Here is a 21,791-nt window from a genome sequence, read left to right as displayed (position 1 = left end):
AAGGGCGTGAGGGTTCAAATCCCTCCTCGGACACCATGAATGAACAGCGGCTCTTCCCGAAAGGGGAGGGCCGCTTTCGTCCTCAGTGGCCCGATAGCACTCCGCTGAGAAGCTGCTCGGGTTCTGTAGGTGTGTTGACGCGCCCGACTGCGCTACCATGTGGATACGATCGCTGCGCAGCTCAGGAGGGGCCCTGTCGCACGACATACCCGACACACCTCGTCCCGACGGCTTGGATGACGCGCGCCATAGGGATGCGCTTGATGCGGTTCGCGACGTGGTCGTCATCATGGACCGCGAGGGTCGGCTACTTGATGTCAACCGCGCGGCGGAGTTTCTCTACGGCTATGACCGCAGCGCGTTGCTGGCGTTGAGCGTGCATGACCTGCGAACTCCGGAGGCGAGGACGACCTTCGACTCCCAGTTCGTGGCGGCACTCGCTGGAGGCGTAACGTTCGAGACGACGCACCGACGTCGGGACGGATCGACGTTTCCCGTCGAAGTCAGTGCCAGCCGGTGGGGCTCTGAGGATATGGACTGCGTCATCAGTGTCGTGCGCGACACCACGGCTCGTAAGGAGAGCGAAGAGCTACGCGCGCGTCTCCTGGATCAGCTCTCGCAGGCCAATGCGCGACTTGACGGCGCGCTCACACTGCTTACCAGCGCCGTCGGGCTGTCGGAGCTCCCGCTGCTTCTCGACAGCATCATCAGCGCGCTTGCGCAGGTCATGGGGGCCGACGCGGCTCTCTTCGTTGTACACGAAGGCGACCACTTGGATGTTCGGGCCCAGGTGGGTGCGGAGCACTGGGCACCGGTCGGCACGGTTATACCCGTGGGTGAGGGTTTCGCCGGCAGGGTGGCCGAGGCAGGGGTGCCGCTCTACATCGCCGATATTCGTTCCAACCCCGCGTTCTTGCCGTTGCACGATGCCGGCGGCATCCGTTCGATGTTCGGCGTGCCCGTCTACGCGGATGGCGCACTCTTCGGCGTGCTCGAATGCGCTTGGATGCATGGACGGCCTGTCGATCAGGCTGAGAGCGCGATGATCAAGCTCGCTGCAGACCGTGTGTCACTCGCCATATCCGGTTCGCGTCTGCTGGAGCGCACTCGGCGCAGCGAGCGGCTCAATGCCGCACTCAACGAGGTGAATGCATGCCTTAACGCATCGCTCGAGTTGGATTCGGCGCTCGACGAGGTGTTGTCGATCGCCGCGACGGCGCTCCAGTGTGAAGTCGGGGTCCTCGCTCGAGCGAGTAGAGGAGAGTGGCCGGTCAATCACACCTTCGGCGTGGTTGTCCCCGCAGAGGGCCTCACCTTCGATCGGGAACTGCTCGGCGCTATGTCATCCGACGCGCCCATCGTACTCAGGCCATCGGGGCGGTCCCACGAACGCTGGCTTGCCGAGCAGTTCGACCTTACGGAGGCTATCGTCATACCGGTGCCTGCGCACCGAGCCGTCGGCGGTGCACTGCTGTTCGGCCGAACAGGCCGCCTGAGTGGGTTCGATGCGCAGCAGGCAGATTTCGTCGCTCGGCTCTCTCAGTCGCTGGCGCTCTCGCTCGCGAACGCGGCCCGCTTCGAGGTCGAGCACCACATCGCCGAGACGCTCCAGGAAGCGTTCCTCCTCATGCCGACCGCAATCCGCGGGATCGATTTCGCGCACATGTACCGCTCTGCCACGATGTCGATGCGGGTGGGCGGCGACTTCTTCGACGTGTTCGAGATGCCAGGCGGTCATGTGGGCGTGCTGGTGGGCGACGTTTCGGGCAAGGGTCTGGAGGCGGCAGTCCTTACGTCGATAGTCAAGGACACCATCCGAGCGTACGCCCACGAGACGAACTCGCCTGCCGAGGCCATTGCGCACGCGAACATCGCGCTCTGTGAGGCGGCGAAACTACCGGACTTCGCGAGTGTGTTCTTCGCGGTCATCCAGCCGACCACGGGCGACCTCACGTACTGCAACGCCGGGCATCCACCTGCCGCGGTGATCGACTGCGGCGGCGGCGTGAGGCTTCTGGAGGGCAACTCATCAGTGATCGGCGCCTTCCCCGACCTTCACTATGTCGACTCATCGAGCTCGCTGGCCGCAGATGAGACGCTCTTCCTCTACACGGACGGCGTCACCGAGGCCAGGACCCCGCAGGGCGTCTTCTATGGCGAGGAAGGGCTGCTCGAACTCCTCGGCTCTTCGAACACATGTGGAGTGTCTGAGTTGCCAACGTTGGTGTTCGATGCGGTTCTCAAGTTCAGTGATGGTCGGTTGAGTGATGACATCGCGCTTCTCGCCTGCAGGCTGACCGCACCCGAGTAGGCGCTGCGCTAGACTTGTCCGGTCGTGCGCCGATTGCGGCTGCAAAGAGCATCTTCAGTCCCGTGACCCAAGGAGTCTTGTTGTGACCGTTTCCCGCCGTTCTGCCGAGATCCGGCCATTTGTGGTGATGGACATCGTTGCGCGGGCGAAGGCGCTGGAACTGGAAGGTCGAGACATCGTTCGGCTCGAGATCGGCGATCCTGACTTTCCGACGCCCGACGTGATCACGCGAGCAGCCGAGGACGCTATGGCCACGGGTAGCACGCACTACACCCAGTCGGCCGGCCTGCCGGACTTAAGAGAGGCGCTGCGGGTCCACTACGACACGAAGTACCAGACCGCGGTGGATCCCGAGAACATCGTGGTCACTCAGGGCACGTCGCCGGCGATGCTGCTGATGTTCGGCGCCCTGCTCGACCCCGGTGATGAGGTCATCATGCCGGACCCCTGCTACCCGGCGTATCCCAACTACGTCACCTTTCTCGGCGGAGTGCCGAGACTCATCCGCACTCGGGCGGAGCATGGGTTCCGGTACGACCTTGACGAGGTCAGAGCGGCGATAGGGCCGCGCACCAAGGCCATCATGATCAACTCGCCCGGCAACCCCACCGGTGCGGTGCTCAACGATGCCGACCTGATCGGGCTGGCGAAGATCGCCGAGGAAACCGGCGTCTACATCGCGAGTGACGAGATCTACCACGGACTGGACTTCTGCGGTCCGGACCGCACGATCCTGTCCTACACGGACCGCGCCTTCGTCCTCAACGGATTCTCCAAGACCTACGCGATGACCGGCTGGCGCCTCGGCTACCTCATTGCGCCTCCCGAGTTCGTTCGACCCGCCGAGAAGATCCAGCAGAACTTCTTTCTCGCTGCTAACACCTTCGTGCAGGCTGCAGGCATCGCTGCTCTCACGCAGGCGCAGGCCGACGTCACCCGCATGCGCGAACTCTACGACGAGCGCCGTCGATTCCTCGTCCCTGCGCTCCGGGACGCCGGGCTCACAATAGACTGTGAGCCATGCGGTGCGTTCTACGTGTTCGCGGATGCCCGTGCATGGGGGCAGGACTCGCTTGAGCTGTGTTACCGCCTTCTTGACGAAGCATCGGTCGCCTGTGCGCCGGGCATCGACTTTGGCGCAGGCGGCGAGGGCTTCCTGCGCTTCAGCTATGCGACCGATCTCGATCGCCTGAGTGAAGGAGCCGGTCGACTGGCGGCATGGGCACGGGCGAGCCACTAGCCCACCGCTCGTCGGTGCCGTTCGTCACACGTCACTTCAGGTCCGGCGCCGCTGCGCCGACACTTGCAGTGGAGGGGGCTAGTCGTCACTGTGGGTTCTTGGTTCGCACTTTGCTTACTTCGTGACGACCGGGCAGCGCGTCCACGAGCTTGCCAACGAACGAGGGGACACATCCCACGTGATTGAGCACGAGGTATGGAGCAAGGCCGACATCCACATTCACTCGAATCACAGTGATGGGTTGGCGTCTGTTCCGCAGATCATGGACTACGTTCAGAGCAAGACCGACCTAGGCGTCATCGCAATCACCGATCACAACACACTCGAGGGCGCCCGTTACGCCCGATCCATGGCCGATTACTACGATTTCGACGTGGTCGTCGGCGAGGAGGTCTCGTCGAGACAGGGCCACATCCTCGGTCTGTTCATCGAGGAGGAGGTTCGGCCCGGCATGTCCGCGTCGGACACCGTGCGCGCAATCGAGGAGCAGGGTGGCATCGCGGTGATCGCACACCCCTTCTCGGCGAAGGGAGTGTTCGGCCCGGGTGGACGCAACATGTTCACGGCCGCGGCGAACGAGTGGGCGTTTCATGCGTTTGAGGTGTACAACTCCCTGCCGTTCCTCGTGTGGGCGAACAGCATGGCCGCTAAGACCCTCGCAGGGGGTCGCGGTGTCGCAGCAACGGGCGGCAGCGATGCGCACGTCCTCGAGGCTGTGGGTCGCGGCTACACGCTCTTCCGAGGCGAGTCAGGCGAGGACCTCCGGGCCAGCATTCTCAATCTCGAGACGCGTGCCGAGGCCTCGCGTCAGGGCATGTCGCTCGCATGGCTGTATGCCATGAACATCATGGGCATTCGCCGACAGCAGGCCCTCAACCGGGTGCGCTGCAAAGCCGAGTAGCCATCCCTATCGACCTGCTGCGTCATCCTTGGATGGCACTCCCGCCGCCTTCTCGGCGAGCGTCTCCAGCAGCCCCGAATCGTCGTGCCACGCACTGAGCGACACAACGGATGTGGACTCGTCGATGCGAGCCTGACGGACGGCGAGTGGCAGCTCCAGCATCGTCTCCACGGTGTCGAGTGGGAAGCACGCCGGCATCACAACCAGCCGCTCGCAACCGAGTGCCGCGACGTGCCTCACAGCGCCGGTGACGTCGGGCCCATGCCAGTCAGCCCACGAGAGCTGGACGTTGCTGTCGCTGAGCCCTCGCTCGACCAGCAGCATCCGTATCCGGTTGAGAAACGCGGTCTCCTGCTCGTCGAAGGATCTGCACGAGCCGGCACGCTCTTCGGGCTGGCCGATCCCGACGAGTACGACACCGGTTGCGCCCGGGTCGCTGACGACCGTCATCACGCGGTCGGCAACGAGCGCCGCCACCCGCTCCGAGCCCCAGAGCGGATCTGCGTAGTTGACGCTGACGCCCAGTTCATCGAGTCGCAGTGCGTCGACCCTACGCTTCGCCTCGTCGAGCTCCAGCGAGCCGGCGACCATCACTTCGACGACCTGGATTGAACGGAACCCGCGTTCCACGAGTTTGAGGACGGCGGTCGCGAGGTCTCTTCGCCCTCCGAGCCAGGCCGACTCAACCCGACCGACTCCGTGTGCTGCGAGTGCTTCCGCGAGTCGGTCAGCAAGCCAGTTCAACTGGCGGGCGGCCGGACTTGAGCCGCCAACAGCGCGATAGCGTGCCTTCTGTGCGAAGAACAGGAAGGGGAGTATTGCGACGGAGACGTGCAGAAGGCCCTCTTCGGACAGTCGATCGAGCTCGACGGCGGTCCATCGCTCGTCGTAGACGTCCGGGTCGATAGCACCCACCAAGACGACGGCCGAAGCACCGGGGTCATCCGGGAGCGTCGTGGGTCTGACGAGCCGGCGTGTCTTGGTGGCGAGGCTGGCGAGCAGCGTGGAGGCGAGTGCATAGCCACCGCAGAACGCCGCAGCGCCGAAACCGAGGGCCCATAGGAGTACGTCGAAGCGATCGTATGCCACACTCAACTCGCCGAACGCCCAGCCCGCGAAGGCGAACGCGATGATGGATGCGGCGACGAAGACGGACTCCAGAGAGCGTCGCGCGACGAGGATGGCCACGAAGGCGGCGCCGAAGACGATGGCTGCCGCAACCAGTGTGATCCAATAGGGCGCATTCTGTGTCATGGAGCCTCCCTGCGGGGATGATACTCGTAACGGCAGAGAGACGGTGTCGCTGGTTGACTCAAAATACCCCCATGGGTATACTCTCACCGTATACGCACGACAGGATTCCTCTGGAGGGATGAAAACATGAGCAATGCTATCGACGTCACTGTGGCCGATTGGGAGTCAGTGGTCGCTTCGTCTCCCGTACCGGTTGTCGTTGACTTCTGGGCTCCGTGGTGCGGCCCGTGCCGCATGGTCGGTCCCGAGCTCGACAAGTTGGCAGAGCGTGTTGGTGATGGTGTGAAGTTCGTCAAGGTCAACATCGACGAGAACCAGGAACTGGCGGTTCGGTACGGCGTCATGAGCATCCCAACCATCGCTAAGTTCGTTGGCGGCACGATGGCCGCTCAGGTCGTCGGTGCTCGCGGGGCAGACGCGCTCGGTCGCGATCTCGGCATCGAGGCCTAGTACTCGAGCAAGCGATTGACCGCATTGAAGCGGTGCAATTTGAAGGGCCCCGGTGAGTACGCCGGGGCCCTTCGTTGATGACACGGTAGCGGTGGTCGTCTACTTGACGCAGCTGGAGTACTTCAGGAACACAGCTATTGCCTCGTCGATGACCTCGTCTTTGGTCGCGGCCTCGTCGCTGATGAGGCACGTCTTCATCGAGTGACCGATAATGAGCATGCCGACCTGATTCAAGGCCGACTTAGCGGCCATGATCTGAGTGAGCACCGCTTCACAGTCCTTGTCGGACTCGATCATCGACTGGAGCCCACGAATCTGTCCCTCAAGTCTGCGTAGTCGGTTGAGGAGGCGCTTGCGCTCCGACTCGTTCGGAAGCCCTGAGGCGGTGATGTCACTCATGTCTCGCTCCAACCATAGTGGGTAAGGTATGCTTGAATACCGCGCGAATTATACCCCCTAGGGGTATGTTGCGCAAACCAGGACGAGGGGGACTTGGTGGGTTATCGGCGAGAAATGACCGGAACGGTCCAAGGTGAACGCATCCGCGCGATCAAGCGGACTCTTTGGGTGATCCTGCTGCTGAACTTCGGGGTCGCGTTTGCGAAGCTGTTCGGGGGCATGGCGATCAACTCCGCTGCCATGCAGGCGGACGGCTTCCACTCCATGTTCGACGGCACCAGCAACATCGTCGGTCTGGTGGGGATGGGCTTCGCGGGCAAGCCGGCAGACGCCGATCATCCCTACGGCCATTCGAAGTTCGAGACCTACGCTTCGGCGATCATCGGGGCGATGCTCCTGCTGGCCGCGTGGCGCATCGGCAGCGAGGCCGTAGCGGGTCTCATCCACCCCGCATCGGCACCCGAGGTGAACACGATGTCGTTCGTGGTCATGATCGGCACGCTCACTATCAACTTGGCTGTGACGAGCTGGGAGCGCGTCGTCGGCCGGAAACTGGGAAGCTCGATACTGATTGCCGACGCGTCTCATACGGGCTCCGACGTATTGGTCAGTCTTGGCGTCATCATCAGCCTCGTTCTGGTGAAGATGGGCTATGAGAAGGCCGACCCGATCGTCGCGCTGCTCGTCACCGTCGCAATCGTGTACACGGCATGGGGAGTCTTCAAGCAGGCGAGCGCGACCCTTTCGGACTCCGCTCGTCTGCCGGTGGCCGACCTCTGTGAGGTGGCGCTTGCCGTCCCCGGCGTTCTTGGCTGCCATCACATCCGTACGCGTGGTTCCGAGATGGAAGTGCTTGTCGACCTGCATGTTCAGGTGGACCCGAGCATCTCGGTGGCGTCAGGGCATGACATTGCCGAGAACGTGGAGCGTGCGATTGCCGAGCGGTACGAACAGGTCGTTGACGTCATCGCGCACCTTGAGCCATTCGATGAGTATCAGCAGGCCAAGACCGAACAGGAGACGCGTGGCGAGGCAGGCTGATTTCGACGCCGGCCACCCACATCGGCTGACTGGGTACCTGCTCGCCCTGCTTGCCGCTGCATGCTGGGCCACGGGTGGCCTGATGGCCAAGTGGCTCTTCACCGCTCCTTCGGGAGCGACCGCCGGCTGGCCGGTGGAGCCGCTCGGAATAGCGATCGAGCCCACCGTTCTCTCCGCGGGGCGTGCGCTATCGGCTTTCGTGTTGCTGCTCCTCGTGATGGCGATTGGCCGGCGCGATGAGCTGCGCATCGCATCCCGGGACCTGCCCTTCTTCGCGGTCTTTGGCGTGGCCGGGCTCGCGATGGTCCACTTCACCTACTTCAAGACGATCTCCTTGACCAGCGTCGCAACCGCGATTCTCCTGGAGTATCTGGCGCCGGTGATCGTGATGATCTTTGGCGTTGCTTTCATGGGCCACAGGTTCACGTGGGCACTGCCGGCCGGCGTCGCGCTGTCCGTTGCTGGGAGCGCATTGGTGGTGGGGGCGTTGGGCGGGGAGGGGCTGGTCGTCTCGGTGCGGGGTGTCATGTGGGGGCTGCTGTCGGCGGTGTTCTTCGCCGCCTACTCACTGATGGGGACCTATGCTGCGACGCGGTTCAGCCCCTATACCACGCTGGTCTGGGGGTTGGCGTTCGCGTCGCTCTTCTGGGTCGTGCTGCTCGGACCACGGGCGGTCTTGGGGGTATTTGTGGACCCGCGGACGGCTGCGGCGGTCCTGTTCATGGCGGTGGTAAGCACGATAGTCCCGTTCGCCGCGTTTCTCACCGCGCTGCGCCACATCGCGCCGACCAATGCGACGGTGACGTCGACGGTCGAGCCGTTTCTCGCCGGAATCGGCGCGTTTCTACTCTTCGGCGAGTCGCTGACTGTGGCGCAGATGCTCGGAGGGCTGCTTGTCGTCGCGGCGATCGTCGTGGTTCAGTCATCGGACAAGGCGCTCGCCGTCACGCTTCCTCCACAGGACTAGCACGCGGAATCCGCAGGTAGCGGCGGTATAGGTCTGCGCTGCGGTGGTATACTTTTTGCAGACCCGGCCGCCTCCAGCGCCGGGGTCGAGTTCCGGGGGGAGGCGGATCGTGGAACTCTCACAGCGGCCAGAACTACGGCACAAGGTCACGCTCTCGCCCCAGGTCTACCAGGGTCTGAGTATCCTCGCGATGCCCATCGCCGACCTTCAGCAGCTCATCGAAGTCGAGATGCTCGAGAATCCGGTCCTCGAAGTCGATGAGACCGAGAGTGAGCCTGCGGAGGACGCGGAGCCGGTCGACGAGCGCGATGAAGAACGTTCGTGGGATGAGTGGCTCGAGATGTACGAGGACCTCGACACCGTTGAGCAGACCGCTCCGCGCGATCCCAACGCGGAGACGGCGAACACTGAGGAGTACGTCGGCGGCGTCCAGTCGTTCGACGACTATCTGATCGATCAAGTGGGCCTGCTCGACATACCTGAGTCGGTCGCACGCGCGGCTCGACTGGTCGTAGGGTCGCTGGATGATGACGGATTTTTCACGGGTTCACTCGCGGAGATCGCTGCGCTGGCCGAGGTGAGCGCCGACGACGCGGACCGGGCCCTCAACGCGGTCCAGCAGCTCGATCCGCCCGGCGTCGGTGCCCGGGATCTGGTCGAGGCGCTGTGCCTCCAGCTCGAGTACCTCGGCCTCAACGAGCCTAATCTGTTGAGAATCGTGCGGGAGCACCTCGACGACGTGGCGGCCAATCACTTTCGGAAGGTCGCGCGGGCGCTACACATCGACGAGGATGAGGTACGCAGGCTGGTCGAGATTCTCCGGCAGCTGAATCCCAGGCCGGCCGGAGCGTTCTCGCCGGGTCCGTCCCCGGGGTACATCGTTCCCGATGTAACCATCCGTCGATTCGACGAGGATTGGCTCATCACCTCCAACAACGAGGCGATTCCAACGCTACGCGTGTCGCCGAGATATCGAAGCCTGCTCAAGAGCGGGTCGAACGCCGACGACGAGACTCGCAAGTACCTCAAGGACAAGATCCGTTCGGCTGAGAGCTTCATCAAGAACGTGGATCGCCGTAAGGACACTGTCACTCGAATCACCGAGATCATCCTCGGGGTTCAGGCGGAGTTCTTCGACGACGGGCACGGTCTCTTGCGCCCGCTGCGCCTCGAGGACGTGGCCGTGGAGCTCGGCGTGCACCTTTCGACCGTCTCGCGAGGCGTCACCGGCAAGTACATGGCGACACCCTACGGTCTTTTCGAACTCAAGCACTTCTTCAGCGGAGGCTACCGGACGACGAACGGGATGGACGTCGCAGCGACGAGTATCAAGCAGAGGTTGCGCGAACTTGTCCGTGACGAGAACCCGGACAAGCCGCTCTCTGACCAGCGACTGGCCGAACTCCTATCTGATGAAGGGGTTACAGTCGCACGCCGAACGGTCGCCAAGTACCGTGAGGAGCTTCGTATCGAGCCAAGTTGGGCGAGGCGCCGGCGATGACGCCGGAGCGTCTGGGTCCACCCCACGTGCCGAGGCCGGGCAGCGGTGTGGTCGATGAGGAGCATGAGCGCCTGAACAAGACCCGCGCTATCGTGATCATTGTCGGGGCGCTCGTTGTCATCACGATCTTCAACATCGCCGCACCGCATACTGCGGGCGGGATGTTTCTCCAGCTGGTGTATCGTCGCCTCTACCTGATTCCGATCATCTTGGCCGCGTATACGTTCGGACTCCAGGGCGGCGTGGCCGCCTCACTCGCCGCGTCAATTCCCTTCGTGCTGCACACGCAATTGTCGATCACCGCCGGCGCGGGCATGAGCGTCGACAACTGGCTTGAAGTGGCGACCTTCCTCGTCATCGGCGTGCTGTTCGGCACGATGCGCGACACCGAGGAGCGCAAGGCGCACGACATGCAGGAGCTCCGCGGGCAGCTTGAGGCGGCGTACGCCAAGCTTGAGGATCGCGCGATCCAACTGGTGAACATCCAGGACTACACGGCGTCGATCCTGCGCGCGATCACCTCCGGCGTCGTGACGGTGGGACCCGATGGCTCGGTTGCAACCGCCAATCCCGCCGCGGAGCGCATGCTCGGAATGTCTGAGTTCGAGATGGTGCCGCGACCGATCAGCCTGATGTTCCGGGTTGACGGGGGACTCGCGGCCGATGTCGCCAAGGTGCTTGCGGGTCGGCTTCCGATCGCCATGCGCGAGACGACGGTGGTGACTGCGACCGGCCACGAGGTACACGTGCAAGTCTCGACCTCGAGGATGCGCGCGGTTGGCGGAACGGTGCTTGGTGCGGTCGTCACGCTCGAGGATCAATCAGACATCAAGGCGCTTACCGACCAGCTCATCCGTGCTGACCGACTTGCCGCGATGGGCGAGTTGACCGCCGGAGTAGCACACGAGGTCCGCAACCCACTCGGGGTGATCAGGGCATCAGTGCAGCTACTCGAGGATGCCAAGTGCGATGCCGCCCGTATCGACGAGGCCGCAGAGGTCATCAAGCAGGAGATCGATCGGTTGGATCGGGTGATCAAAGCGCTGTTGGACTTCGGTCGCCCGAGCAAGCCGACCCTTGTGCGTGCGGATGTCAACAGCGTCCTCGAGGATGTCGTGCTGTTCACCTCGCGCTTCGCCGCTCAGGGCAACGTTACGATCGATCAGAATCTCTCACGGGAGCTGCCAACGGTTCTCGGTGACCCCGACCAGCTCAAGCAGGTGTTCCTCAATCTCGTAACCAACGCTGTTCAGGCCATGGCGGGTGATGGGGGTACGATTGTCGTCGAGACACGCGCCGCCAATGAGTACGTCGAAATCATCATTTCGGACACCGGGCCCGGAATCAGCGAGAAGGACCTGCCCAAGGTCTTCGACCCCTTCTTCACGAAGCGGGCGGAGGGCACCGGTCTTGGTCTGACGATCGTGCATCGGATCCTCGACGAGCACGATGGGCACATCGAAGTCGAAAGCGGATCCACAGGCACGACCTTCACGGTCAGCCTGCCGGCCGCACTCAGTGAGTGAAGGGAACGTGATGAGCAAGAAGATCCTCATCGTCGACGATGAGAAGAACATGCGATGGGTGCTCAGCCAGGCGCTCTCGGGTGAGGGCTTCGAGGTCAGCGAAGCGGAGGACGGGAAGGCCGCGCTAGCTGCTGCCGCCGCCGATGAGCCCGACGTGATGGTGCTGGACCACCGCATGCCTGGCAAGGACGGCATGGAGGTTCTGCGCACGCTCCGCTCGAAGGGTGCCCGATTCCCGATCATCATGTTGACCGCTCACGGAAACGTCGCCACCGCGGTGGACGCGATGAAGGCGGGCGCGACCGAGTACCTCACGAAGCCGTTCGATCTTGAGGAACTCCGGATCGCGATCGACAAGGCGCTCACCTTCTCGGAGATGGCTTTGGAGGTCGAGCGCCTCAGGCAGGAAGTGGGCCGTGAGTACGACGTGCAGGGCATCGTCGCGCAGGACCGAGGCATGGCCGAGATTCTCGAGACGGTCCACAAGGTAGCGCCGACTTCGGCGACGGTGATCCTCTACGGGGAGTCCGGCACGGGCAAGGAGCTGATCGCTCGTGCCCTGCACAACCTCTCGACTCGGGCGACCAAGCCGTTCGTCTCGGTCAGCGCGGGGGCGCTCCCCGAGACTCTGCTTGAAAGTGAGCTGTTCGGATACGAAAAGGGTGCCTTCACTGGTGCCATGACGCCTAAGCCCGGTCGGTTCGAGATGGCAAACGGCGGCACCCTCTTCCTCGATGAGATCGGGGATATCAGCCCGGCGACTCAGGTCAAGCTGTTGCGCGTGCTTCAGGAGCGACGCTTCGAGCGGCTCGGTGGTACGCGCAGCATCGAGGTCGACGTTCGGGTCGTCGCCGCGACCAACCGCGACCTTCAGCAACTCATCGCCGATGGCGACTTCCGAGAAGACCTCTTCTACCGACTCAACGTGGTGCCGATCACGCTCCCTCCGTTGCGTCAGAGGCCCGGCGACATCCCGGTCCTCGTCGCTCACTTCCTCGAGAAGTTCAATGCGGAGGCCAAGCGACTCGCCCCCGAAGCTGTGGAGGCTCTCGTGAACTACCAGTGGCCCGGGAATATTCGTGAGCTTGAGAACACGATTGAGCGAATCGTGATTCTGTCGCACGGCGATGAGATTCTACCCTCGGATCTGCCCTCCGAGATTCGAGCCGGGACAACCGGTTCTGCGCGGGGAATCAGTGGGTTCGTGCTGCCCGAGGACGGCGTCGTGCTGGAGGAGGTTGAGCTTGATCTCGTCAGGCAGGCCCTCGATCGCTCGGGAGGGGCGGTGCCTAAGGCGGCGAAGCTTCTCGGGCTGACCGCAAAGACGCTGGAAGCGCGGATGCAACGTTTCGGTCTCTAGGTCCCGATGCATTCAGATTCGTTGATATACGAAATGGCGTAGGGCTTGGCATATACCTTGCAAAACGGTGCGTATTCGCACCGCGCAACGGGAGACGCCATGCAGCGACCGAGTCTGAGAACAGCTTTCGCGCTTGTCGGCGCACTTGTGCTGTTGTCGGGCATCGGGCTGCTTCTGACATCTGTGGCGCGCGACTCGGCGATCTTCTCCGACGCTGTCGGCTGGACGATCCCGCTTGTCGCCGGCGCGAGCGTCGGGTTGCTGTCGTGGCTGCTGCTGGTTGGCGTTGGGGTGCATGAGCCGGAATCGCCCAAGTCGACACGTTGTGTCTCGTGCGGTACCCAGATCTTCGAGGAGTGGCGCCTCTGCCCGTACTGTGGCGGCAGCCAGGAGAGTGTGGCCGTCGATGCGAACAAGCGCGTCGGAGCCGGCGAATCGGCCTCTCGTGTAGCCTGAACGCGTTTGGTGTTCACTCCCACTGCGTCGGCCGCGATCCCTGCGTCATCACGGAGGTTCCGATATGAGCGATCAGACCAGCGAGCTCCTCACTACCGGTATGCACTGTCGTTCCTGTTCGATGATGGTCGACATGACTGTCAGTGAGATTGACGGAGTCACGGCGGTGCAGACCGACCATGCGACAGGGAAGACGATCGTGTCGTTCAATGCGGACATCGTCGATATCCCAACCATAATCGAAGCTATTCGGGGTGCGGGTTACGACGCAGAGCCGGTGGGCTGACTCGGCTCTCGACGCTTGCACCAATATACCCTATGGGGTATATTGGGCGACGACAGATCGCCGAGATTGAGGTGTCGCATTGAACGCTTCGGTTAGTTTCACGGCCGCATTCGCTGCTGGCCTAGTCTCGTTCCTTTCACCTTGCGTTTTGCCGCTGATTCCGGCGTACCTTTCCTTCATGACGGGGTTAAGCAGCGCCGAGCTATCCGAGCGTGGCAATCGGACCGGGAAGGTGATGCTGCCAGCACTCCTGTTCGTGGCCGGGTTCTCGTTGGTCTTTGTAGGGCTGGGAGCATCCGCATCCGTACTCGGACAGTTCATGGCGGAGTATCGCTTCGCGCTGGAGAAGATAGGCGGCGTGCTCGTCATAGCCTTCGGCGTCCTCATGCTCGGCATCATCAAGATTCCCGGGCTGTACGGCGAGGCGAGGCTCGACATGTCGGTCGCCAAGCGGTTCGGGGGTGCTGCTGCCTTCGTGATGGGAATCGCCTTTGCGGCGGGTTGGACTCCGTGTGTCGGCCCCATCCTCGCAGCGATTCTTGGGCTAGCCGGTCAAAGTGGCGACGTCGCGCGCGGGGCCCTGCTGCTGCTGACGTACTCTCTCGGGCTCGGACTGCCGTTTCTTGCCGTGGCGCTGCTCTTCGACCGCGCAACGCCGCTGCTTCGCTGGCTCAATCGGCACGCGCTCACAATCAACCGCGTTGCAGGCGTCTTCCTCGTGATCGTTGGCCTGCTCATCGTCACGGGTCGCCTCGCTGTCCTTGCCACGTGGCTCACGAAGGTGCTGCCTACCGTCGCCCTGTGACGCAAACCGTCAGGTCATGAAGTACCATTAGCCGGCAGTTGCTGTTTCGTCTTGCCGGTTCATTGGGGGACCGAATGGGGGCACGTGCTCGCGCGTCGCGTGGACTTGCAGCTCGCATCGTCCGCGTGACCCTCCTGATAGGCAGCATCACTCTCATCACGGCCGCTGTGGTTGCCGTTGTGAATACCTCACGGTTGGCCTCGGGCAGTATGAACGCTGACAGCCAGGCCTCGATGCAACTCGTCGAGGACACTCTGTTGGCCCGAGTTGCTGCAGCCGGCGTCACGATGTCACAGGTTGCGCAATCCGCGGTCGCAGACGACCGGCCGGGCGCACTCCAGTCGTCGCTGCGCAGTGCGATGAGCTCGGAGACGGGGGTCGTGTCGACCATCGCGGTGCTCGACGAACGTGCAGCCCCGATTGCAGCTGTCCCCTCGACCGCGTCAGCTACGTCGCCCGCGGCAACTGTCGTAGCGGATGCAGCTCTTGCGGGCGTCTCGGGCGCCATCCATCACGATGCTTCGTCCGGAACCGGCTCGCTATGGCTTGTGCAGACGGTTCTGGCTCGGGATGGGCACTCCCGCATCATCCTCGTTGAACTCGATACGACGTTTCTGGGTGACCTCGTCAGGTCTGGCTCCAATCGGATTCGGACGCTCTATCTGCTCCAAGGTAGCCGTGTATTGGCGGCCGGCTCGGATGCGCCTATCGATTTCGCGCAAGCTCGGATAGTGCAGAGTGATACCGGGGCGGGGCGTTTGGTCGCCTCCGATGAAGCCGGCCGCGTCTACTCGGGGTTGTACGATGAGATTGAGGGGATTACCGGAGTCGAGTGGCAGGTTGTCGCGATTTCGCCACGCTTCGCCGCGTCCGCAGGGGCCGCCACGACGCTGTGGCCCACCATGCTCGTTCTGGCCCTGGGTGGTTGCGCATCGCTCGCATTCGCCTGGTATGCAGCCCGGCGGGTCGTCGCTCCGCTGCGCGCGCTTGAGTCTGCAGCTTTGACCGCTGCGACCGGTGCGTATGTGGAGCCGATTGAGGCACTCGGCGACGACGAGACGGGGCGCGTGGCAAAGGCCTTCAACGCCGTCGCGCTCCGCCTCAACGCATTGCACGACCTGTCCAAGCTTCTCGCTAGTTCGTCACAGCTCGACCAGGTGCTCGACGGGATCCTCACGGCAATGGGGCACATGCTTGGTCCTGGTTCGTCGGTCGTGTACCTGCTCGATGAGGGCGGACGGTGGCTCGTGCCCGTTCGTGCCCGCGGTGCCGACATCGCGTTGGCGCCGGCGATCGATTCGTCAAGCGATATGTGGCTTGCGGCGTCTCTCAACGATGCAGGCCCCTCGCTGTTCGTCAGCCGAGGCAGGCGATTGTCCGATGAAGTGCCGGGAATCGTTCGTCACGAATCCGCCGCCATCGTCGCACCCCTGGTTGCGGGACGCATAACCATGGGTGTTGTCGTGATACTGAGTGAGTCCGATTTCGAGGTTACGGATGCTGAGCTGGAGATGGTCAGAACCTTCTCAGCACAGGCGGCGATCGCGGTACACAACTCGCGTCTCTTCGCATTCGAGTCGGAGTCACGGCGCGTTGCCGAGGGTCTGCGAACGGTGGCCGAGCAGCTCGTCCGCCCGGGCGGGTTTGTCGACGCTCTCACCGATGTGGAGCTCTCCGTCGCCGAGCTCTTCGGCGCGGTGCGGGCCGTCTTCGCGATTGTCGACCGCCCCGCGCTCGGGATTCCTTACGCCGCTGACCGTGACCTGGAGGGCGAGGTACTCGGCTTCTCATTGCGGCTGTTGGCTCGCGCCGACGGCCAGAGTCCGATAGTGGTGCGTATTGGAGACGATGGTGCTGCGGATGCGGAGATGGAGCGGCTTTCGGCCCACGAGCTGATCGTCGTTCCGATAGCCCTTGAGTCCGAACATGGAGCCGTCTTGGTCATCGCACTTGGCGAGAAGCGCGCGAATCGGCGGGATCTGGAACTCGCGGACACGGTGGCTAACGAGATCGCGCTTGCGTTCGACAACGCGTACTTCTACGAGCAGGCTCTGACGCGTGCGAACAGTCTGGAGACGGTGTTCCATATCAGCCAAGCCGTGGGTTCGTCGCTTCAGGTGAAGGTGGTGCTCAACCGCGTTCTTGACGTCGTCCAGAAGATCCTTACCGCAGACGCGGTAGCTCTCCAAACGTACGACTCGCGCACTCGTTTGATCACCACCGAGATGGCCAGGGGCCGGGTTTCGGCGTCGGTGATGGATCGCGCGTTCGCTGCCGGGGACGACATCGTTGGCTACGTCTTCGAGTCAGGCGAGCCCGTCGCCCTGCGAGACCTTCACTCAGGGATGGAGGGTGTTGCAGGCGATGCTGTGGCCAACGGACTCCACTCACTGGTTGCGGTGCCGCTGCTCGCTCGCGGACGCTCGATCGGCGTGCTCACGGTGTACTCGACTGAGCCGGATGCTTTCACAGACGATGACGTGAGCTTGCTGCAGACCTTTGCGGCCCAAGCCGCCTTGGCCATCGACACCGCCCGAATGTACAGCCGCGAGCACGAGGTGGCTTCGGTCCTCCAGCGGTCGATCGTGCCCGGCGCGCTGCCGGAGTTCCCGGGGATCGAATCGGCGAGCCTCTACGAGCCGGCTGGGGGTGACGCCGAGATCGGCGGAGACTACTACGACCTCTTCCCCGCACCGGACGAATCGATTTGGCTTGCGATCGCCGATGTGTGCGGCAAGGGGGTCGGTGCGGCCACGAAGACCTCGATGATCAAGTACGCCGTCCGATCGTTTGTCGCAGCAGGGCTACCTGCGGCGAGCGTCATGACCCAGGTCAACAAGATGGTCTCGGAGGGTGGCGGACCCGCTGACATTGTTACGTTGTGGCTTGGTAGGGTCGATCTGGGGTCGCACACTCTGACGTGGGCGAGTGGCGGTCATCCGCCGGGGATGATCAGGCGCGATGATGGCAGCATCGTGCTGCTGGGCGCTACAGGACCGCTCCTGGGGGCCGTCGCGGAGGTCACATACACAGAGGACCTGGTGGAGTTCGGTGTTGGAGATTCCGTGTTGTTGTACACAGACGGCGTAACCGAGGCGCGAACAGGGAATACCTTCTTCGGCGAGCAGCGGGTCCGAGAGGCACTTGCCGATGGCGGTAGTCCGGGCGACATAGTGGATCGGCTCCAGGCTGCGGTTCGCCATTTCGCCCAGAACCGGTTGAGGGACGACGTTGCAGTACTGGCCATTCGGGTTCTAGGGATCGACGATGAACTGGAATCGCAACGGTAGGGAAGTCTGCCTGAGATGACATCATTCGATATCGAGAACGAGCCGAACACACACACCTGCATCGCTCGACTATCCGGCGACGTCGATACGGCGGTCGTTCCTGAGTTGCAGGCCAAACTCGACGCATCAATGGGTGGCGGATGCGTCAATGTGGTGCTGGACCTGTCAGACGTCATCTACGCCGACAGTTCTGCGCTTGGACTACTCGTCTGGCTCGACCACAGGCTGTCGCCCGTTGGCGGTCGGTTGATGCTAGCGGGGGCGAGTCCAGACGTTCAGCGTGTGCTCGAACTGTCAGGGCTTATCGGCGTCGCGAAGTCCATCGGCTCGAGTTCGAGCGTCGCCCAGGCACTCGAGGGGCTGCGATTGCCCGAGAAACCAACACGGGCGCTCTGGGAACACGAGTTCGAGATGCACCCCGATGTGAACGAGCTGGCCGGGATGCGAGAGAGAGTGAGCGAGCTGATCGCTCCACTGGGATTCCAGGAGTCGGCACTGTTCGACATCAAGGTCGCGATGGGCGAGGCGCTGGCCAATGCGGTGCGCCACGGTTCATCCGAGCCCGACGACGCGATGATAGAAGTCGGTGTCTTCGCATACGAGGATCGAGTGATGATCGAGGTCCGGGACTCGGGTGACGGATTCGACGGCACACCGTCGCCCAGTGACGACCTGTACGCACCGGGTGGCCGTGGAATCATGTTCATGCGCGCACTGATGGACCGTGTGGAGTTCACTGAGTCCGTCACGGGAGGGACCTGCGTGCGGCTCATCAAGCACCGCGGTCACAACGGCGTGTGATTGCTGTCCTTGGCCGTTAGTCTGCTGCGGACCGTTCCACTACAATTCGGAACCGCAGGGTTGATATTCGCTCACGTGCTTCCGACACTCGCACACCACAGGGGAAGGCTGCGCAGCCGATGGAGTTCTACGATGCCGTGGCGTCACGAAGAGCTGTGCGGGAGTTCGAGCCCGATCAGGTAGATCGCGCGGCACTGGAACGAGTTGTCGCAGCCGCAGCAAGTGCGCCCTCTAGCCAGAACGAGCAGCCGTGGAGGTTCTACGTCACCACCGGTACCACTCGTGAGGCGCTCGGGCAGGTCATTTCGCAGACCACTTCATATCTGGATGAGTACATCGACGTGCTTGGGGCGGAAGGATACGACCGCGCGGTGCGCTGGTACTCGTCCATGGGAGGCGCGCCGGTGCTGATAGCAGTGGCATGCCCCGATTCCGCGAGCGAGTTTCAGGCGGCGAATCGCCTTGTGTCCGTGGGTGCTGCGATCGACAGCCTCCTTCTTGCCGCCACCGCCGAAGGGCTCGGTGCGTGCCCGATCACATTCTCGTACTGGGTGCGTGACGAGGCGGCGGACCTCCTCGGGATTCCCGAAGGCGACTCGGTCGTCAGTGTGATTGCGATCGGGACACCGGCCCAGAACCTTCCGCCGCGGGTAGGTAAGCGATCCGACGTCGCGGTTTGGTGCGACTGAGGATGCCGCTTAAGGCCATCTGTTTCGATGTTGGGAATACCCTGCTGTATCCGTACCCGAGTGTCCCTCACGTTGTACGCGAAGTCCTCATTGAAGAGGGGCATTGTCATGATGTCGGCGCGATCGACGCGTTGATGCCCCTGGTCGATGCGTACTACGAGGATCGATATCGTAGTGACGACACGTTCTGGACGAACGAGGCCGAGACCTCAGATGTGTGGATTGGGATGTACTCGCTGCTCTGTCGGCGTCTCGGCATCGAAGACGACGCCGAGCGGATTGCAGCGCGTGTGTACGACGAGTTCGGGTGTGCCTCTCGGTGGCGCGCGTACGACGACGTGGCACCGGCCATGGAGCGGCTCGTCTCCCGGGGAGTGCAGGTAGGCATCATCTCGAACTGGGACCGGCGGCTGGCGGGGCTCTTGGATGGGCTTGGTCTGGGTGGCTATCTTTCGACGGTGATCTCATCGGCCGCCGTGGGACTCCATAAGCCTAATCCGAGGATATTCGAGCTGGCGTGCGAGCGGTTAGGGGTCAGTCCGAACGACGCGGCCCACGTTGGCGATCATCACTACGCCGATGTTGTCGGGGCTTCTGCCGTTGGGATGTCGGCGGTTCTGATAGACCGACACGACGGGCCGCGTGAGTATGACGGGCTGTTCTTGCGAACGCTGGATGATCTCGAGCGCGTCTTGGACATGGAGGTATGAGATGAGGCAACGATCCCGGTCGGCTCTCAACTGGGTGCTCCTCGTCGTCGTCGCTGCTGCATGCGTTGCGATCGCCTTCGCTTCGTACCAGCTCGCCGGATTCGCTTGGGATCAGGTTGTCGAGTACCAGAGCCCGTACGTGACGCAACCGGGAGCGCAGGACACGAGCCCCACAGTGGTCTGGGTGCCGCCGGTCCTCGCCTCGCTACCGACGACATCACCTGTCGTTGCCGAGCGCGTCGTGCTGGTGATCGTCGATGGCATGCGTGACGACATCGCACGCACCGGCATGGGCAATCTCAGTCGTCTGAGGACGTATGGGGCCGATGTCTCGCTGACGGTGCCACAGCCGTCATTGAGCTACCCGAACTGGACGACGATACTCACCGGCGCGCCGCAGGATATCAGCGGGGTGACGACCAACTGGTTCGAGGGACGAGTCCCGGTACCGACACTGATGGAGCATGCCGACGTGGCCGGCAAACGGGTGGCGGTCGTGGGTCCAGAGGACTTCGAACAGCTCTACGGGGTGGCCGCGGGTCCGTCGGTCTCCCTGAGGCCGTGGCCGAAGGGCGGCTATCTCACCGGCACACTGGTCGACGATGCGCTTCGCATCGCCAAGGCTCAGGACCCGGAACTGCTCGTGCTGCACGTACCCGATCTCGACGAGGCGGGTCACGAATTCGGTGGGGCGTCGCAGGAGTATCGGGACGTTGCGTATCGGATCGATGTGGATCTTGGTCGGCTGATCGATGGTCTGCAGAGTGACGAGACGGTGTTTGTCGTGGTGGCCGATCACGGGCACATCGACTCTGGTGGACATGGCGGTTGGGAGCCGACCGTCACCACCGTGTCGGGCGTCTTCGCTGGCGCCGGAGTCAAGATGGGTAGCGTGCAGGGGAGGCTCGAGGATGTTGCGCCAACCGTTGCCGCTCTCGGCGGCTTCTCGGCTCCCTCATACTCGGAAGCCGGCCTCTTGCGTGCGGTGGTTGCAACGGAGTCAGCCAGCCTCCTTCGTATGGATGACCGCCGCATCTCTGCTTTCGAGTCGAACTATGTGCGCGTGGTAACAGATGGCATCGGTGCGATTACGGCGACCGGGGTCGCAGCAAGCCCGGCTTCTGACGCGCGGGCGGCGGCTGCTCAGGTTCGCGAGGAACGGCTGGGGCGAGAGCGCAGAGACCGTCTGCCGATGAACGCCGCAGCTTTCGTGCTTGCCCTTGTGGCGATCCTTCTCATCGCTTTCGCGTCGTGGCGGGCGTGTGTGGCCGCCCTCGCGGGTGTCTTCGGATACTACGTCGTGTACAACGTGCTGTTCTTCGGGGTGCACGGCTACAACTGGTCGCTGTCCGCGTTCAACACCGAGACGTTCGTGAAGGCGTTCATGAACGGGAGGATGATCGAAGCCATCATCGCCGGTGTTGCGGCGGCCGCGGTTGCGGGCGTGGTCTATCCGCTCCTTCGCACCGAGCCGAAGGGGTCTCGTCAGCCGGAATACCGCAGCGGCTGGCTCGTACTCGGGCCCGTCACGATTCTCGCGATACAGGCAACGCTCGCTTTGCAGATCGCCTGGTACTCCTGGTGGTACGGCCTGACGATCTCATGGGTTCTGCCCAACTTCATGTGGGCGTTCAAAGCGGACCTCGACATGGTCCAAGTGACCGCGCTGGGCGTTGCCGCCCTGCTCGCGCCGCTCGTAACCTATCTCGTCGGGCGGTATCATCCCAAAGTGCAGAGGGTGAGGGCTGGCGAGGAGGCCGCCGGCTCCAAGACATAGGTCGCCTGCGAACTCCTCGCCAGCCAT

The 21,791-nt window shown here is 63.1% G+C and carries 19 protein-coding genes; 17 read left to right on the top strand and 2 right to left on the bottom strand.

What is annotated here, in order from left to right; all coding sequences use genetic code 11:
• The first annotated feature begins 157 nt into the window (after positions 1–157).
• The 3 genes from HGB10_07060 (at position 158) to HGB10_07050 (ending at position 4,452) form a co-directional block, all read left to right on the top strand.
• A complete protein-coding gene (locus HGB10_07060; protein NTU71559.1) occupies positions 158–2,311 on the top strand; it encodes a SpoIIE family protein phosphatase in 2,154 nt (717 codons plus the stop codon).
• Between the two features lie 127 nt (positions 2,312–2,438).
• Positions 2,439–3,551 carry a pyridoxal phosphate-dependent aminotransferase gene (locus HGB10_07055; GenBank protein NTU71558.1) on the top strand — a complete coding sequence of 371 codons (1,113 nt, stop codon included), beginning with the start codon at positions 2,439–2,441 and terminating at the stop codon, positions 3,549–3,551.
• Between the two features lie 178 nt (positions 3,552–3,729).
• The gene (locus HGB10_07050) at positions 3,730–4,452 is read left to right on the top strand and encodes a CehA/McbA family metallohydrolase (GenBank protein NTU71557.1); all 723 of its coding nucleotides are present in this window, start codon (positions 3,730–3,732) and stop codon (positions 4,450–4,452) included.
• Between the two features lie 6 nt (positions 4,453–4,458).
• Here the strand turns inward: HGB10_07050 and HGB10_07045 are convergent, their stop codons facing one another.
• Positions 4,459–5,706, bottom strand: coding sequence for a hypothetical protein (locus HGB10_07045; GenBank protein ID NTU71556.1), 1,248 nt, complete (start codon positions 5,704–5,706; stop codon positions 4,459–4,461).
• A gap of 126 nt (positions 5,707–5,832) precedes the next feature.
• Between HGB10_07045 and trxA the strand changes: the two genes are divergently transcribed.
• On the top strand, positions 5,833–6,156 hold the full coding sequence (trxA, locus tag HGB10_07040; GenBank protein ID NTU71555.1) for a thioredoxin: 324 nt from the start codon (positions 5,833–5,835) through the stop codon (positions 6,154–6,156).
• Between the two features lie 99 nt (positions 6,157–6,255).
• Here trxA and HGB10_07035 read toward each other — a convergent pair whose 3' ends face one another.
• Complete coding sequence (locus HGB10_07035; GenBank protein ID NTU71554.1) at positions 6,256–6,555, bottom strand: metal-sensitive transcriptional regulator; 300 nt, start codon at positions 6,553–6,555, stop codon at positions 6,256–6,258.
• Between the two features lie 114 nt (positions 6,556–6,669).
• Between HGB10_07035 and HGB10_07030 the strand changes: the two genes are divergently transcribed.
• The 13 genes from HGB10_07030 (at position 6,670) to HGB10_06970 (ending at position 21,764) form a co-directional block, all read left to right on the top strand.
• Positions 6,670–7,596, top strand: coding sequence for a cation transporter (locus tag HGB10_07030; protein ID NTU71553.1), 927 nt, complete (start codon positions 6,670–6,672; stop codon positions 7,594–7,596).
• Positions 7,580–8,563: a DMT family transporter gene (locus HGB10_07025; protein NTU71552.1), complete on the top strand. Its 984-nt coding sequence runs from the start codon at positions 7,580–7,582 to the stop codon at positions 8,561–8,563. Before HGB10_07030 ends, HGB10_07025 begins: the two co-directional genes overlap by 17 nt.
• A 109-nt stretch (positions 8,564–8,672) precedes the next feature.
• On the top strand, positions 8,673–10,064 hold the full coding sequence (gene rpoN, locus HGB10_07020) for an RNA polymerase factor sigma-54 (protein NTU71551.1): 1,392 nt from the start codon (positions 8,673–8,675) through the stop codon (positions 10,062–10,064).
• A complete protein-coding gene (locus HGB10_07015) occupies positions 10,043–11,590 on the top strand; it encodes a PAS domain S-box protein (protein ID NTU71550.1) in 1,548 nt (515 codons plus the stop codon). The genes rpoN and HGB10_07015 overlap by 22 nt, the downstream gene beginning before the upstream one ends.
• A 10-nt stretch (positions 11,591–11,600) precedes the next feature.
• Positions 11,601–12,950 (top strand): sigma-54-dependent Fis family transcriptional regulator, encoded by a 1,350-nt coding sequence (locus tag HGB10_07010; protein NTU71549.1) that lies wholly within the window; start codon positions 11,601–11,603, stop codon positions 12,948–12,950.
• Between the two features lie 99 nt (positions 12,951–13,049).
• A complete protein-coding gene (locus tag HGB10_07005; protein NTU71548.1) occupies positions 13,050–13,406 on the top strand; it encodes a zinc ribbon domain-containing protein in 357 nt (118 codons plus the stop codon).
• 64 nt (positions 13,407–13,470) lie between these two features.
• Positions 13,471–13,692 (top strand): heavy-metal-associated domain-containing protein, encoded by a 222-nt coding sequence (locus HGB10_07000; GenBank protein ID NTU71547.1) that lies wholly within the window; start codon positions 13,471–13,473, stop codon positions 13,690–13,692.
• 79 nt (positions 13,693–13,771) lie between these two features.
• Complete coding sequence (locus tag HGB10_06995) at positions 13,772–14,497, top strand: cytochrome c biogenesis protein CcdA (protein NTU71546.1); 726 nt, start codon at positions 13,772–13,774, stop codon at positions 14,495–14,497.
• Between the two features lie 74 nt (positions 14,498–14,571).
• Entirely contained in the window at positions 14,572–17,787 is a 3,216-nt protein-coding gene (locus HGB10_06990; GenBank protein NTU71545.1) for a SpoIIE family protein phosphatase, read from the top strand.
• A gap of 15 nt (positions 17,788–17,802) precedes the next feature.
• The gene (locus tag HGB10_06985; protein ID NTU71544.1) at positions 17,803–18,588 is read left to right on the top strand and encodes an anti-sigma factor antagonist; all 786 of its coding nucleotides are present in this window, start codon (positions 17,803–17,805) and stop codon (positions 18,586–18,588) included.
• Between the two features lie 119 nt (positions 18,589–18,707).
• A complete protein-coding gene (locus HGB10_06980; protein NTU71543.1) occupies positions 18,708–19,277 on the top strand; it encodes a nitroreductase family protein in 570 nt (189 codons plus the stop codon).
• 2 nt (positions 19,278–19,279) lie between these two features.
• Positions 19,280–19,987, top strand: a complete 708-nt coding sequence (locus HGB10_06975) for an HAD-IA family hydrolase (protein NTU71542.1) — start codon at positions 19,280–19,282, stop codon at positions 19,985–19,987.
• Position 19,988: 1 nt separating this feature from the next.
• Positions 19,989–21,764, top strand: a complete 1,776-nt coding sequence (locus HGB10_06970) for a hypothetical protein (protein ID NTU71541.1) — start codon at positions 19,989–19,991, stop codon at positions 21,762–21,764.
• Positions 21,765–21,791 lie beyond the last annotated feature (27 nt).

It is taken from the genome of Coriobacteriia bacterium (assembly GCA_013334745.1).
In the GTDB taxonomy this organism is placed as follows: domain Bacteria; phylum Actinomycetota; class Coriobacteriia; order Anaerosomatales; family JAAXUF01; genus JAAXWY01.
The sequence above is the reverse complement of the archived record's forward strand: the minus strand, read 5'-3'. Positions and strand labels throughout refer to the sequence as shown.